The 15,816-nt window shown below is 62.4% G+C and carries 10 protein-coding genes; 6 read left to right on the forward strand and 4 right to left on the reverse strand.

Features of this window, described 5'->3' with window-relative positions:
- The first annotated feature begins 800 nt into the window (after positions 1 to 800).
- Positions 801 to 1,079, forward strand: a complete 279-nt coding sequence (locus tag QD356_RS15795) for a hypothetical protein (RefSeq protein WP_192839375.1) — start codon at positions 801 to 803, stop codon at positions 1,077 to 1,079.
- Positions 1,080 to 1,230: 151 nt separating this feature from the next.
- Here QD356_RS15795 and QD356_RS15800 read toward each other — a convergent pair whose 3' ends face one another.
- A complete protein-coding gene (locus tag QD356_RS15800) occupies positions 1,231 to 2,076 on the reverse strand; it encodes an acyl-CoA thioesterase II (protein ID WP_192839376.1) in 846 nt (281 codons plus the stop codon).
- A 200-nt stretch (positions 2,077 to 2,276) separates the two neighbouring features.
- On the opposite strand from QD356_RS15800, the gene tadA reads away from it, so the two are divergent.
- A complete protein-coding gene (gene tadA, locus QD356_RS15805) occupies positions 2,277 to 2,723 on the forward strand; it encodes a tRNA adenosine(34) deaminase TadA (protein ID WP_192839377.1) in 447 nt (148 codons plus the stop codon).
- A gap of 122 nt (positions 2,724 to 2,845) precedes the next feature.
- On the opposite strand, the gene QD356_RS15810 is transcribed toward tadA, so the two are convergent.
- Positions 2,846 to 4,801: a diguanylate cyclase gene (locus tag QD356_RS15810; RefSeq protein ID WP_052384859.1), complete on the reverse strand. Its 1,956-nt coding sequence runs from the start codon at positions 4,799 to 4,801 to the stop codon at positions 2,846 to 2,848.
- 82 nt (positions 4,802 to 4,883) lie between these two features.
- Positions 4,884 to 6,377 carry a membrane-bound lytic murein transglycosylase MltF gene (gene mltF, locus QD356_RS15815; RefSeq protein WP_192839378.1) on the reverse strand — a complete coding sequence of 498 codons (1,494 nt, stop codon included), beginning with the start codon at positions 6,375 to 6,377 and terminating at the stop codon, positions 4,884 to 4,886.
- Between the two features lie 172 nt (positions 6,378 to 6,549).
- On the opposite strand from mltF, the gene purL reads away from it, so the two are divergent.
- Positions 6,550 to 10,464, forward strand: a complete 3,915-nt coding sequence (gene purL, locus QD356_RS15820; protein ID WP_192839379.1) for a phosphoribosylformylglycinamidine synthase — start codon at positions 6,550 to 6,552, stop codon at positions 10,462 to 10,464.
- 95 nt (positions 10,465 to 10,559) lie between these two features.
- Here purL and QD356_RS15825 read toward each other — a convergent pair whose 3' ends face one another.
- Entirely contained in the window at positions 10,560 to 10,829 is a 270-nt protein-coding gene (locus QD356_RS15825) for a hypothetical protein (protein WP_192839380.1), read from the reverse strand.
- A gap of 144 nt (positions 10,830 to 10,973) precedes the next feature.
- On the opposite strand from QD356_RS15825, the gene QD356_RS15830 reads away from it, so the two are divergent.
- The 3 genes from QD356_RS15830 to QD356_RS15840 all read left to right on the forward strand — a co-directional run bounded on the left by QD356_RS15830 (position 10,974) and on the right by QD356_RS15840 (position 15,693).
- Positions 10,974 to 12,620 carry an FMN-binding glutamate synthase family protein gene (locus tag QD356_RS15830; RefSeq protein ID WP_199852285.1) on the forward strand — a complete coding sequence of 549 codons (1,647 nt, stop codon included), beginning with the start codon at positions 10,974 to 10,976 and terminating at the stop codon, positions 12,618 to 12,620.
- Positions 12,621 to 12,833: 213 nt separating this feature from the next.
- Positions 12,834 to 13,655: a crotonase/enoyl-CoA hydratase family protein gene (locus tag QD356_RS15835; RefSeq protein ID WP_192839381.1), complete on the forward strand. Its 822-nt coding sequence runs from the start codon at positions 12,834 to 12,836 to the stop codon at positions 13,653 to 13,655.
- Between the two features lie 247 nt (positions 13,656 to 13,902).
- Positions 13,903 to 15,693 carry a DEAD/DEAH box helicase gene (locus tag QD356_RS15840; protein WP_192839382.1) on the forward strand — a complete coding sequence of 597 codons (1,791 nt, stop codon included), beginning with the start codon at positions 13,903 to 13,905 and terminating at the stop codon, positions 15,691 to 15,693.
- The last annotated feature ends 123 nt before the right edge of the window (positions 15,694 to 15,816 follow it).

The raw sequence follows: 15,816 nt of genomic DNA on the forward strand, positions 1-15,816 counted from the left end.
TGTGAGAGTAGGTCATCGTCAGGCACTTATCCCGAACCGCCCCTGCAGCCTTGCTGCAGGGGCGGTTCTCTTTGTGCTCAGGAAAAATTGGCGCAATAGAAAAGCCGTGAGCAGAAAGACGTGCATGGAAAAGTGGTGCGAGAGATAAGCCCTCCCAGGCTGCGCAAGAAGAAAGTCTTTGGCTCATCATCGTGCTGTGATGGTTCTGCCATTGATGGAAAATGATGTGCGCTTGTTATTTATCTCTGGTTTTGCCAAGAACCTCCCCTGCAGATTTTACTGTGGGGGTGTATTTTTATGCGGCTTAAAGTGCTTGGCATGGAGCTCTTAGCGGTGGGCCCATCATATTGATATTCATTTGGTAGTGTAGAGTTTCTTCATGTGAGAGTAGCGGATGGCCGCCCCGATTCTCGTCAGGCACTTATACCGAACCGCCCCTGTAGCCTTGCTGCAGGGGCGGTTCTCTTTGTGCTCAGGAAAAATGGTGCTCAGGAAGCGTTGGCGCAAAAGAACTGCCGTGCTGGGCTAAATGCGTATAGCACAAGACATAGCTACATGAGCTATATGATACAAAGATGCCTCTATCACTTCTGTGATAGAGGCATCTTTGTTTATGGATCAGTATCACTGAGAAAACGTGCTGGCTCTCCATTGAGTGTACTTGATCGACAAGCATTCCACGCTGTTGCGAGATATCTTTATCGGGAGATATCTTTACTGTTGCAGCACCTGCTCGGTGTCTGCGCTGTCATTGAATATCACTCATTGAAGTTAGCCATGAACAGGCGCAAGGAGGCGACATGTCGAGGGGCTTTTCATATTCGTTATCAAGGCTTCTAGTGGCAGGGATGATGGCCCTTTTGATGGGGCTGATGTCATCAGAAATGGTATCTGCCGGGGAGCGAGAGAGGAAGATAGAGCGCTGTCAGTTCATCAAGGACAAGATCGAATATTATACCGATAGGCGTCGCGGCGGCGGGTCGTCGGGCCAGATGCGAAGTTGGCAGTCCCAGCGCAATGACTACAAGCAGCGCTATCGGGATGAAAACTGCACGCGCGTCAGGACAGCACTGAAGTGACTCCTCTATTGACGCGATAATAGTGAATCGCAGTGCGCTATTCTCAGCGTTGTAGGTTGTAGATAGACGCAGCCAAACATGACAATGCCCCTCCTGAGAATGTCTCAGGAGGGGCATTGTTGTTCAGGACGATTAGCTCAGGATGATTCGTTCAGGGGCGTTTGCGCAGGCGTGTCAGGCCTTCCTGGGCGCTGGATGCCACCAGTTCACCGTGCCGGTTATAGAGGCTGCCACGAGCGAAACTACGTGCGCCTCCCGCCCACGGGCTATCCATCTCGTAGAGCAGCCAATCATTGACGCGTACATCGCGGTGGAACCATAGCGAGTGATCCAGGCTCGCCATTTGCAGTTCGGGCGAACCGAACTGCACACCATGTCCGCCGAGGCCGGTCGCCAGCAGGTTGAAGTCGGAGCTATATGTCAGCAGGTAGCGATGCAGGGCATCATCTTCCTGCAGCTCGCCTGCCAGTCGGAACCATAGCCGCTGGCGTGGTGGGGGGCAGGCGTCATCATCACTCGCCGTGATCGGCACCTTCAGGCGCAGGAACTCGATGGGATGGCCCTCGTAGCGCTCGATACGTGCCCCCTGTTCGATCAACTGCTCAGGGGATTCGATATCGGGCATGGCGAGCTGATGCTCGAAGCCTGCCTCCTTGCCATGGAAGGAGGCGCTGCAGAAGAAGATGGTATTGCCATTCTGGATGGCACTGATGCGGCGGGTCGTGAAGCTGCCGCCATCACGCACGCCATCAACCTGATAGATGACAGGCTTGTGGGCATCGCCCGGGCGCAGGAAGTAGCCATGCAGAGAGTGAACCTGGCGTTCGACCGGTACCGTGCGTGTCGCTGCGGACAGCGCTTGTCCGAGTACCTGTCCGCCAAACAACTGAGGGAAGCCGAGGTCCTGACTGTGCCCTCTGAACAGGTTCTCTTCCAGGGTCTCAAGACCCAGCAGGGTGACCAGTGCCTCAAGAGGCGCAGTGGCTGTTTGGGTCATGGATCTATCCTTGTACTGAGGGGCAGGCGCTCGGAGCAGTGCCAGGCTGCGCGGGTCGGCAATGCAGGAGGATGCGCGAGCGCCAAGCCGTTATCATGGTGAGCTAAACAATGGCTTCAGGATACCGGAGAACAACGGTGAGTGACGAGTTGGCGATAGCGCCGCAGGCCCGGAGTGGGCCACGTGGGGATCATTACTATATGCATCGGGCGCTGGACCAGGCGCGGCTGGCATTCGGGGCTGGCGAGGTGCCTGTCGGCGCGGTGGTGGTCAATCCCCAGGGCGACATCATCGGCACTGGCTACAATGCGCCGGTCAGCACCCCGGACCCGACGGCACATGCCGAGGTGCAGGCCTTGCGCGCGGCGGCGGCCCGTCTCGGCAACTATCGTCTCGACGATTGCACGCTGTATGTGACGCTGGAGCCCTGCATGATGTGCAGTGGCGCCTTGATCCACGCGCGGGTGAAGCGGGTCGTCTACGGGGCGGCAGAGCCGAAGACCGGCATGGTGGAATCGCGTGCCAATCTGTTTGCACAGCCCTGGCATAACCATCACGTCGTAGTGGAAGGGGGGCTATTGGCCGCTCACGCCAAGCGCTTGCTCAAGTCCTTCTTCGCGGAGCGGCGCGGTGAGCTTCCGCGCTGATCCTTTCACGCTGAACCTTCCGCTCAGATCCGCCCGAGCTGAACCTTCCGCTCAGCTCCACCCGCGATGAGCCTCCCGCACAGATCTCTCCGCGTTGCGATCGTGTTGGTCTCCATGAACCGTCAGGCGGCGACCTGAACCTGATTGCGACCACTGGACTTGGCGCGATACAGCGCCTCATCCGCTGCCTGCAGCAGTGCATCCAGCCTCAACGGAGCGCGCGCCACGCATGCCATGCCCACGGATACCGTGACGACGCTGTCCGTGGCAGGCTGCGGCAGTCCTGCAGCCTGCACGGCACGCCGCAGCTCTTCCGCCAGAGTGCGGCCTACCGCGCGCGGGCATTCCGGAATGCACACCACGAACTCCTCGCCACCGAAGCGCGCCAGTATGCCGCCGGCAGACTCCACGGGCGCCCGTGAGACGGCGGCAATCTTCTGCAGGTAGCGATCTCCCTCCAAGTGACCCAGTTTGTCGTTGATCGTTTTGAAGAAGTCGATATCCAGAATCATGACTGTCAGAGGCATCTTGCCGCTGAAGCTCTGCACCTGCTCGAGGAAATAGCGACGATTGGGCAGCTGGGTCAGCTCGTCATGACGCGCCAGCCACTGGATCTCGTTCTGCAGTCGCTCTCGCCGCACCATCTCTTCGCGAAGTGCATCGTTGGCATTCTTGACGATGCCGTGCTCCTGCGAGACGCGGCGATACATGTAGATCACGAGGAAGAGCAGGTAGGCCAGCAGCATGCCCGTCAGCAACGTCACCTCCGGCAGACGGCCACGAGTGGCCGCCAGGAACTGCTGTGTCGGCTGCAGGCCTAGTGTCAGGTCGGTGGCGGGCAGCTCGATGGGGATGCGATGCCCCCAGGGCGCCAGACGACTTTCCGGGCCGACATGGATATAGATGTTGCCGCGCTCTGACAGGGTGACCGCAAATGCCTCATTGCGTGCCGTGTCCATGGCCCTGTCGAGCAGAGGGGCCAGATCTACCACCATGGCGATCGCCCCCAGGATGGTGCCATCACGAGGATCGCGCACCGGCAGGTAGGACACCATGCCCTTGCCGCCCTGAATCAGGTCGATGATGCCGGTATGGCCCTCGATGCCGAGTTCCAGCGGATTGCGCAGCGGCGTGTCCGGCTGAGCATCCAGCAGGCGTACGCCCAGCACGTCATGATTGCGGCCCTTGTCCGGGAAGACGCGCGTTATCACGCTGTCCGGGTCGATGAAGGCGATGTTCTGGAAGTAATCGAAATCCTTGTAATAGCTGCGTGCCAGGCGTTGCCACTCTCCGCGTGACGGTGTCTGCCCCATCAGGCTCCAGAAACCGGCGAAACGCCGCATCGCATTGAGCTGGTCGTTGATCTCGCGAGACAGCTCCGTGGCGATCTTGTCGCCCAGTACGTAGGTCGACTGGTTGATGCGATTGTTCTCGTCCTGGCTCTGCTGCTGCCAGGCGAGCAGACATACCAGGGTGATCGAGGAGGAAATGATCAGCGGTATGAGATTGCGGCGCCACATCTGCATGAATGCCGGCTGTAGATCGATCCATTGAGCGATCAACAGCAGACTGACGAAGCTGGTCAGCGTGATGCGTTCCGGGCCTGCCAGCACCATGCTGGCGACGGAAAGACTGGCGTCGGACATCATGGCAAACAGCAGCAGCAGCGTGACTTGCGTCAGCTGGATGGCAGAGCCGAATCCCAGTCGCATGCGCAACAGGGCGCAGGTCGTGAGGCCGAAACAGGCAAACAGGATCAGGATAGGCGGGCGGATATTGGCGATATGCCAATCGCCCGGCAGATTGATCAGCAGGTCTCCCCAGTGGTCCACCCCCACCCAGCTTTCCGGTAGCAGGAAGGTACAGATCAGCAGGATATTGAGGATCAATGAGGCGCTGAGGAACAGCTGACTGAGGGAGGTATTGCGCCAATGCCAGGCAGCCTGGCCGGCGGCTTGCAGGGTCAACATCATCAGCAGTAGCGCATTGGCTTCATTGCCGGCAGACGGCCAGAGCCCCAGCAAGGCGATGCCGAACGCGATCAGGCTTAGCGACATCAAGACGAGTCTGCGTGTCATTCCCTGTCCTTAGAGGCTCTTGATGCGTGGTGAAGATGCGTGCACTTGAGGCACCGGAGTGCTGACGGTCCGAACTCCATCCTCAGAGAATCGGAGGCACAGTATCGAAGGGATTGCTGTCGCCTTCGTCGTCGGTAATCGGACGCTCATCCAGCTGATAGAACTGCTGCTGGCTACGGTAAACATAATTCAGTATTTCATAATAACGACGGATATTGCGGACATAGATGACAGGTTCTCCGCCGCGTGCATAACCATAACGGACTTTCTGGTACCACTCACGATTCTGCAGCAAGGGCAGGGCTTCGCGGACATCCTTCCAGCGATTCGGGTCACCGCCCTTCATCTTCACGATACGTCTGGCGTCAAACAGGTGACCCAGGCCGACATTGTAGGCCGCCAGCGTCATCCAGGTGCGATCCGGTTCCTTGATCTCGTCCGGCAAGCGTCCCTTTATACTCACAAGATAGCGTGAGCCACCATCGATGCTCTGAACGGGGTCCAAACGGTTGGCGATCTTCATTTCGCGCGCCGTCACATTGGTCAGCATCATCAGGCCGCGCACCCCTGTAGGAGAGGTGGCCTTGGGCTGCCAGTGCGATTCCTGATAGCCCGTGGCGGCCAGCAGTTTCCAGTCGATACCGGTTTCGCGTGCGGCTTCCTTGAAGGTATCGATATAGCGCGGCAGGCGGTCGCGTGCCTGGCGGATGAAGGTACGTGCGCCGACATACTCGAGATAGTCATCATGGCCGAAATAGCGTTCGACCAGTTGATCGAGGGTGCCATCCTGGCGGCGTGTCTCGAGAAAATCATTGGCGGCGGTCAGCAATGAGATGTCGCCATGTGCGGGGAAGGCCCAGGCCAGGGTCAGAGGATCGCCCACGTCGAAGCCGTTCTCCACATTGGGGAAGAACAGGCGATTGAGCTTGAATTGATGGGCATAGACGACCGCCGCATCCAGCTTGTCTTCCTCGATGCGTTGCAGCAGGTCCGCCACCTCAAGCTCGCCGGTTTCCATCCAGCTGAGCTCGGGGATGTCCTGCTGGACTTCCCGCAGTACCAGGCTGGTGCCGGCGCCCTTGATGACGCCGATGCGCTTGCCGACCAGGTCCTTCAATTCCTTGGGCGGATGCATCCCGCGCCGATAGACCACCATCGCCTGCAATTCGAGGATGGGGCGCGAGAAGCGCAGGTCCTGTTCGGAGAGATCCAGCGGCAGGGTAGCGGCCGCAAGATCGGCCTGATCATTGAGCACGCTCTGGGTCAGGCTCTCGATATTGTGCTCGGAATCCATCGACAGACTCACGCCAAGATAATCGGCGAAGTCCCGTGCCAGCTCGTATTCGAAACCGGTGGGCCCCTGACGGCCACGATAGAAGGTCGTGGGGGTATTGCGCGTGGCGACCTGAATGAAGTCGCGCGCGCGGACATCGTCCAGCCGCGTGGGCATCTCGATGAGGGTGCGCTCGGGCAGTATCAGCAAGGCGAGGGCCAGCGCCGCGACGAGGAAACGCCGCGCGTGGCGCAGCCGCTGTCGCACGGGCGGAATGAGAGAAGAGGGCGAAGTCTTGAGCATGCGTCAGCATCATTCACGGCAGGGCTTCCACCATACCGGCAGCTCAACACACTGTCATCCAACGCATGTCACCTGCGGGCTTCGTTAAGGCTCGCCTTTCACGTATGATATGCGCTTGCTGCCGCCGTTTGGCGGTTGTCCGTTCACGCTGCTTCAGAGGCTTTCCCTGACCATGCTCGAACTGCGAGGCGCGCCTGCCCTTTCCGCCTTCCGTCACACCCGTCTACTGGCTTCGTTACGCGAGCTGGTGCCGGAGGTGGAATCTCTTCATGCCGAGTACCTTCATCTGGCCGAGGTCGATGGTGAACTGAGCAGTTCCGATCGGACAACACTGGAGCGCCTGCTGGACTACGGCCCCAGTCGTGACGAGAGCGCTCCGGAAGGACATCTCTTCCTCGTCATCCCCCGCCTCGGCACGCTGTCTCCCTGGTCTTCCAAGGCCACGGATATCGCCGCCAACTGCGGCCTGCCGCAAGTCCGCCGCCTCGAGCGTGGCATCGCCTACCGCATCAAGCTGGACGCGCCCCTGAGCGAAGAGCTCTTCGCCACGCTGTCCTCCCGACTGCACGACCGCATGACCGAGACGGTATTGACCCGTACTCAGGACGCGGCACGTCTGTTCCAGCATCAGGCACCTGCCAAGCTTGCCCATGTCGACATCCTCGGCGGTGGCCGCGAAGCCCTGGCCAAGGCCAACGGTAGCCTGGGGCTGGCGCTGGCCGATGACGAGATCGATTATCTGGTCGAGTCCTTCAAGACTCTGGGCCGCAATCCTGCCGACATCGAACTGATGATGTTCGCTCAGGCGAACTCCGAGCATTGCCGCCACAAGATCTTCAATGCGGACTGGACCATCGACGGCGAAGCGCAGTCGCACTCGCTGTTCAAGATGATCAAGAACACCTACCAGCATCATCCGGATGGCGTGCTGTCCGCCTACAGTGACAACGCCGCCGTGATGGAAGGTCCGACTGCCGGGCGTTACTTCCCGACAGGCGAAGACCACATCTATCGCTACCATCAGGAACCGATCAACATCCTGATGAAGGTCGAGACCCACAACCACCCGACCGCCATCGCCCCTTATCCGGGCGCCGCGACCGGTGCCGGTGGCGAGATTCGTGATGAAGGCGCGACCGGTGTCGGCTCCAAGCCGAAAGCGGGTCTGACCGGCTTCAGCGTCTCCAACCTGCGTATCCCGGGCTTCGAACAGCCCTGGGAGCACGACTACGGCAAGCCGGAGCGCATCAAGACCGCCTACGACATCATGCTCGAAGGCCCGATCGGTGGCGCTGCGTTCAACAACGAATTCGGCCGTCCCAACCTCAACGGCTACTTCCGTACCTACGAGCAGGATGCCTTCGGTGCCGGCGGCATCGAGCGTCGCGGCTATCACAAGCCGATCATGCTCGCCGGCGGTTACGGCAACATCCGCAGCCAGCACGTCGAGAAGGGCGATATTCCGGTCGGCGCCAAGCTGATCGTGATGGGCGGCCCGGCGATGCTGATCGGTCTGGGCGGCGGTGCTGCCTCTTCCATGGCCTCCGGCAGCTCCAGCGAAGACCTCGACTTCGCCTCCGTGCAGCGTGACAACGCCGAGATGGAGCGTCGCGTGCAGGAAGTCATCGATCGCTGCTGGGCGCTGGATGACAAGAACCCGATCTGCTTCATCCACGACGTCGGCGCTGGCGGTCTGTCCAACGCACTGCCGGAGCTGGTCAAGGATGGCGGTCGCGGTGGCCTGTTCGATCTGCGCGCCGTGCCGAGCGCTGAATCCGGCATGAGCCCGCTGGAAATCTGGTGCAACGAATCCCAGGAGCGCTACGTGCTGGCGGTGGCACCGGAGAATCTGGCCACCTTCGAAGCCCTGTGCGAGCGTGAGCGTTGCCTGTACGCCGTGGTCGGTGAAGCCCTCGAGGAGCACGAGCTGGTCGTCAAGGATGGTCACTTCGATACGCGTCCGGTCGATCTGCCGATGGACGTGCTGTTCGGCAAGCCGCCCAAGATGTCACGCAGCTTCGAGCGCCAGACGCTGGAACTGCCGGCGTTGGGCCTCGACAACCTCGACCCGCGCGAAGCGATGACCCGTGTGCTGCAGCTGCCCACCGTCGCCTCCAAGAAATTCCTGATCACCATCGGTGACCGCTCGATCACCGGCATGGTCGCGCGCGACCAGATGGTCGGTCCGTGGCAGGTGCCGGTGGCCGATTGCGCCGTCACCACCAGCTCCCTCGACAGCCATGTCGGTGAAGCGATGGCGATGGGCGAGCGTACGCCGGTCGCGCTGATCTCGCCGGCGGCGTCCGCGCGTCTGGCCGTGGCCGAGGTGATCACCAACCTGGCCGCCGCGCCGATCGCCAAGCTGTCTGACATCAAGCTGTCCGCCAACTGGATGAGCGCTGCCGATCACACCGGCGAGAATCAGGCGCTCTACGAGGCCGTCCACGCCGTCGGCATGGAACTGTGCCCGGCGCTGGACCTGACCATTCCGGTCGGCAAGGACTCCATGTCCATGCGCACCGCCTGGCAGGACGAGAATGGCGAAGACAAGTCGATCACCGCGCCGCTGTCGCTGGTGATGACAGGCTTCGCGCCGGTCACCGATGCCATGCGTACCCTTACGCCGCAGCTGCGTCGCACGCTGAATGGCGAGGCCGTGGAGACGGACCTGATCCTGATCGATCTCGGCCATGGCGCTCACCGTCTCGGTGGCTCCGCGCTGGCGCAGGTCTATGGTCAGGTCGGCAATGAAGCGCCGGATCTTGCCAAGCCCGAAGACCTCAAGCACTTCTTCGAGGCCATCCAGCGCTTCAATGTCGAAGGCAAGCTGCTGGCCTATCACGACCGCAGCGACGGTGGTCTGTTGACCACCTTGATGGAAATGTCCTTCGCGGGACGTGTCGGTCTCGACATCTCCCTCGACTGGACCGCCGCCGAGCCGGGTCAGGCCACCGGCGCGCTGTTCGCCGAAGAACTGGGTGCCGTGGTGCAGGTGCGTCGCGAACATACCGAGTCCATCCTCGCCGAGCTCAAGGCCGTGGGCCTCGAGCACAGTGGCGTGATCGCCACGCCGCGTGCCGATGAGCAGATCAACATCACGCTGCTGGGCCAGAACCTGCTCTCCACCACCCGCGCCAGTGCCGAGCGCCTGTGGGCCGAGACCAGTTATCGCATGCAGGCCGCACGTGACAACGCCGATTGCGCCAAGAGCGAATTCGAGTCCATCAACGACGTGCGTGACCCGGGCCTTACCGCCCAGGCCACCTTCGACGTCAACGAGGATATCGCGGCGCCGTACCTGAACACCGGTGCACGTCCGCGCATGGCGATCCTGCGCGAGCAGGGCGTCAATGGTCAGCTCGAGATGGCGGCAAGCTTCGACCGTGCCGGTTTCGAGGCCGTCGATGTCCACATGAGCGACATCCTCGAAGGGCGTGTCGATCTGGACACCATGCGGGGGCTGGTCGCCTGTGGCGGCTTCTCCTACGGTGACGTGCTGGGCGCCGGCGGTGGCTGGGCCAAGTCGGTGCTGTTCAATGCGCGTGCGCGTGAACAGTTCGAGCGCTTCTTCAACCGCGACGACAGCTTCGCGCTGGGCGTCTGCAACGGTTGCCAGATGCTCTCCCAGCTCAAGGAGCTGATCCCGGGTGCCGAGGCCTGGCCGCGTTTCGTGCGCAACGAGTCCGAGCAGTTCGAGGCGCGTGTCGCGATGGTCGAAGTCGAGAAGAGCGCCTCGCTGTTCCTCGATGGCATGGAAGGCTCGCGCCTGCCGATCGCCATCGCGCATGGCGAAGGGCGTGCCGAGTTCCGCGACAGCGCTCACCTGCGCAAGATGCAGAGCAGCGGCCAGGTCGCGCTGCGCTACGTCGACAACTACGGCCAGACCACCACGCGCTATCCGGCCAACCCGAACGGCTCGCCGTCCGGCATCACCGGTCTGACCACCGATGATGGTCGCGTGACCATCATGATGCCGCACCCGGAGCGTGTGGCGCGTGCCGTCACCAACTCCTGGCGTCCGGACGACTGGCAGCAGGATGGCGCCTGGTTGCGCATGTTCCGCAATGCCCGTCGCTGGGTTGACTGAGCGACGTGACGCGCCAGCGACTCGGCCTCCTCGGTCGATGAGGCTGGCGCACGCCACCAGTGGCGAAATGCAGTAACGGGAGACGCCTTCGTGGTTCACGCCACGAGGGCGTCTTCTTGTTTACAGACATGCTGAGAGCACCGTGGTGCGACTGGCTCAACAGCGGATTCCACCGTTGAGCAGGACAGTCGGCCCGGCATGCGGCAGGCTGGCGTCATCGTGATGTCGCCATCGCCATCGCCATCGCCATCGCCATCGCCATCGCCATCGCCATCGCCATCGCCATCGCCATCGCCATCGCCATCGCTATCGCCATCGCTATCGCTATCGCTATCGATGATGATGCCTGCCTGCCTGACAGGCATGGTGTGTTCCGTGGCCGCTGCACTGGACGCAGCCCGTGGTCGCAACTCTTGATCGCAGTCCCTGGGCGCAACCCCTGACCGCAACCCCTGACCCGCCCACAACGACAGCCCTGACATTGCTGTTCGCTGGCAAAGGAAGCTTTGATGAAACTGAAATGGTCGCTGTTACCTCGCTACTCCGTCTTCGGGCTCTGTGTCCTCGGCTTGCTGGTCTGCCTGGGGCTGTCGGAGCTGACGCCCTGGATATGGCCGTTGACGCTGCTGATGGCCTTTCTGGTCGCCGTCGGCATCTACGACATGCAGCAGCCGGATTACGCCGTGCGTCGCAACTATCCGGTGATCGGCAACATGCGTTATCTGTTCAAGGCGCTGCGTCCGGAAATGCGTCAGTACCTGTTCGAGTCGGACACCGATCAGCTGCCGTTTTCCCACAAGCAGCGCGAGCTGGTCTATGCGCGTGGCCGTCAGCACAATTCCTCCCAGCCGTTCGGCACCTTGCTCGATGTCTATTCCGACAGCTATGAGTTCATCGGCCACTCCATGCAGACCTCGAGCGTGCCGGACCCCAAGGGTTTTCGTCTCAACGTCGGCAACTCCCAGTGCTCGCATCCCTACAATGCCTCGCTGTTCAATATCTCGGCGATGAGTTTCGGCTCCTTGAGCGCCAACGCCATCCGCGCCCTGAACAAGGGGGCCAGGCTGGGCAACTTCGCCCATGACACCGGCGAAGGTAGCATCAGCCCCTATCACCGCGAATTCGGGGGCGATCTGATCTGGGAGCTGGGCAGTGGCTACTTCGGCTGCCGCGACGAGGAAGGGCGCTTCGATGGCGAGAAGTTCGCCCGTCAGGCGGCCAGCGAGCAGGTCAAGATGATCGAGATCAAGCTCAGCCAGGGTGCCAAACCCGGCCACGGGGGCGTCTTGCCGGCCAGCAAGATCAGCGAGGAGATCGCCGAGACGCGCGGGATTCCGATGGGCAAGGACTGCATCTCGCCCTCCAACCACGGTGAGTTCTCCACACCCCTCGAGCTGTTGAGCTTCATCCAGCGCCTGCGCGAGCTGTCGGGCGGCAAGCCGGTGGGCTTCAAGCTGTGCCTCGGTCAGCCGTGGGAGTTCATGGCCATCGTCAAGGCGATGCTCGAGACCGGTATCGTGCCCGATTTCATCGTCGTCGATGGCAGTGAGGGCGGTACCGGCGCCGCACCGACCGAATTCACCGACCACCTCGGCACCCCGCTGCGTGAAGGGCTGCAGTTCGTCCACAACTCGCTGGTGGGCGCAGGGCTGCGTGATGAGGTGCGCATCGGGGTCAGCGGCAAGATCATCAGTGCCTTCGATATCGCCTGCGTGATGGCTCTGGGCGCGGACTGGGTCAATGCCGCACGCGGTTACATGTTCGCGCTGGGCTGCATCCAGTCACTGAGCTGCCACACCAACAAGTGCCCGACGGGGATCGCCACCCAGGATGATCTGCGCCAGAAATCGCTGGTCGTGGAAGACAAGGCCGATCAGGTGCGTCACTTCCACCACAACACCCTGCATGCGCTGGCCGAGATCCTGTCGGCGGCGGGCCTGCACACGCCCTGGCAGATCACCCCGGACCACCTGGTGCACCGTGTCTCCGAGAATGAGGTCAAGCTGTTCTCGCACCTGCATCCCTTCCTGACCAAGGGCGCACTGCTGACGCAAGGGGACGACTATCCCTTCTATCGCCGTGTCTGGGCGATGGCCCAGGCCGAGAGCTTCCAGCCGCGATCGCTGTCAGAGGTCTCGGGCGCCAAGCGCGAGTAGACAATCGTCACCTCTGCGACCAAACGACCGTTCAACAACCGGGCGCAGGCAGTCACACTGAGACGTAGCGAGTCATGCCCGTGGGCAGCTCGACGAACGCAGTGTGGTTGCCTGCGCCTTTTGGGTTTATCACTGGATGAATGCCATCGCTCGGCACTGTCGTGAAATCGTTCGAGCGCGTGCTTGCTCGTTATCCGTCGCAGGGAGACCGCCATGTCTGACGCTACCCACCTCACGCCTGAACGTTATGTGACCCTCTCGATCAGTGAGCATGTCGCCGACGTGCGCCTCAATCGCCCTGACAAGCACAACGGCATCGACTGGAAGATGATCGATGCCCTGCTGGCGGTACAGCAGGAGTTGCATGCCCGCGCCCGGGAATCAGGCCTGCGCGCCATCGTGCTGTCGGGCGAGGGGCCCAGTTTCTGTGCGGGGCTGGATATCGCCGCCATCATGGGCGACGCCGCCCGCGTACCGCAGTTGCTGGTCGCGGGGGCCAATGGCTGTGCGCCGCAGCGCAATACCGTGCAGCAGCTGGCGCTGGGCTGGCGAGATATCGGGGTGCCGGTCATCGCCGCCTTGCATGGCAACGTCTTCGGTGGCGGTCTGCAGATCGCGCTGGGGGCGGACATCCGCCTGTGTGATCCTGATGCGCGTCTGGCGGTGCTCGAGATCGACTGGGGCATCATTCCGGACATGGGCATCAGCGTCACCGCGCGTGGCGTGCGACCGGACTGGCTGCACGAGCTGACGTGGAGCGGACGCAAGGTCGAGGCCAGCGAGGCGCAGAGCGCCGGCCTGGTCACGCGCATCATCTCCAGCCCGCAGGAGGAGGCCTTGGCCTTGGCGCGCCAGATTGCCGGGCGCTCTCCCAGCGCCATCCGCGCGATCACGCGTCTCTATGACGAGGCCCTCGCTGCGCCGGAAGCCGAGGCGCTGGCGCTTGAGGCAGAGCTGCAGTCCTCGCTGCTGGGGCGCGCGGAGCAGACCGAGTGCATCAAGGCCAAGCTCGAGGGACGCGCGCCGCGCTTCTGATCCTGTCGGGCCAAGACTTACGGGCCAAGGTTGGCGGGCTCAGGTTATCCACACCCACTTTGCCGCTGCAGTCGCTGATGCGGATAATGGGGACATTGTCCCTTCCTGCGATTCGGCGGCCCCTTGATGTCAATGTTCCTGTCAGCCCTCACGCCCCTGTCAGTCCTCACGTCCCTGTCAGCCATCACTTCCCTGGGCCTGCCTGCCGGCTGCGCTCCCACTCGCGTATCTCGCTGGACGGCGCTGCATGTTTGAGCTGCGTCCGTATCAGCAGGAGGCCGTGCGGCGTACCGTCGAGCACTTTCGCCGCAGTGATGAGGCGGCGGTGATCGTGCTGCCCACCGGCAGCGGCAAGTCACTGGTGATCGCGGAGCTTGCGCGTATCGCGCGTGGCCGTGTGCTGGTGCTGGCGCATGTGCGCGAGCTGGTCGAGCAGAACCACGCCAAGTACGAATCCTATGGCAAGGACGCCGACATCTTCAGTGCCGGCCTCAAGCGCAAGCAGGCCTCGCGTCAGGTGGTGTTCGGCTCGGTGCAGTCAGTGGTGCGCAATCTTGATGCCTTCACGCCGGCTGAGCCGACGACTGAGGGGCAAGCGGCGCCCTTCACGCTGCTGGTGATCGATGAGTGCCACCGGGTCTCGCTGGAGAAGGACGCCAGCTATCGCAAGGTCATCAATCATCTGCGCGAGCACAATCCGCGTCTCAAGGTGCTGGGGCTGACGGCGACGCCGTATCGTCTCGGTCAGGGCTTCATCTTCCATCGTCACTATCACGGCATGGTGCGCGGGGATGACGACTGCTTCTTCCGTGATTGCGTCTTCGAGCAGCCACTGCGCCTGATGGTGCGGCAGGGCTTTCTGAGTGAGCCGCGGCGTGTCGATGTCGCGGTGGCGCGCTATGACTTCTCGCAGCTGGCGCCCGGTATCGGCGGCAGCTTCCAGGAGGCGGAGCTCAACGAGGTGGTGCAGGGCTCGCGCGCGACGCCGGGCATCGTGCTGGATATCGTCGCCCAGGCACGCGAGCGGCGCGGCGTGATGGTGTTCTGTTCCACCGTCGAGCATGCCGAGGAAGTCACCGCTCTCCTGCCTGACGGCGAGGCGGCGCTGATCACCGGCGAGACGCCCGGCGAGGAGCGCGAGCGGCTGATCAATGCCTTCAAGGCCCAGCAGCTCAAGTATCTGGTCAATGTCGCGGTGCTCACTACCGGCTTCGATGCGCCGCATGTCGACCTGATCGCCATCCTGCGGCCCACGGAATCCGTCAGTCTCTATCAGCAGATCGTCGGGCGCGGCCTGCGTCTGAGCCCCGGCAAGACGGACTGTCTGATTCTCGACTACGCCGGCAACCCCTGGGACCTCTACGCGCCGGAGGTGGCGACGCCGAAGCCGGCCGGCGACACAGAGGTCGTGCAGGTCGAGTGCCCGGTATGCGGCAATGCCAATCTGTTCTGGGGACGCAAGGATGGTGAGCTGGTGGTCGAGCACTTCGGGCGCCGCTGCCAGGGGCTGGTCGAGTCGCCGGAGGGCGAGGGCAGGCCGCTGGTGCAGTGCGACTTCCGCTATCGCGCCAAGGCCTGCCCGCAGTGTGGCGAGGCCAATGACATCGCCGCCCGCCATTGTCATGCCTGTCAGGCGCGACTGGTCGACCCGGATGACAAGCTGCGCGATGCGCTCAAGCTGCGTGACGCACGGGTGCTGCGCGTCAGCGGCTGGCAGCTGGAGGAGACGCGCAACGGGCGCGGCCTGCCACGTTTGAAGGTGACCTATTACGACGAGGATGGCACCGATCTGTCCGAGTGGTTCGCGCTCGAGACCTCCGCCCAGCGCCACGCCTTTCGTTTGAGCTTCCTCGCGCGTCATCTGCGCGCGCCGGGCAGTGACTGGGCGCCGAAGGACATCGCCGAGGTGCTGGCAGGCGAGGAGCGCCTCAAGGCGCCGGACTTCGTCATCGGGCGCAAGAGCGGGCGTTACTGGCAGATCCGCGACAAGCTGTTCGACTACGCCGGGCGCTATCGCACCGGTATCGCCGCCGGCTGACAGGCGCGCTGGCCGCTGCGTGATCCGGTCGCGTGGCGCATGTTGTCAGGGACACGACGTCGCGGGGATGCTGATCGGGGCCTCGGGTTGCTAGACTGGCGGCTTCATACGCCTCAGGGAGAA

The sequence above is a fragment of the Cobetia sp. 2AS genome (assembly GCF_029846355.1).
In the GTDB taxonomy this organism is placed as follows: Bacteria; Pseudomonadota; Gammaproteobacteria; order Pseudomonadales; family Halomonadaceae; genus Cobetia; species Cobetia amphilecti.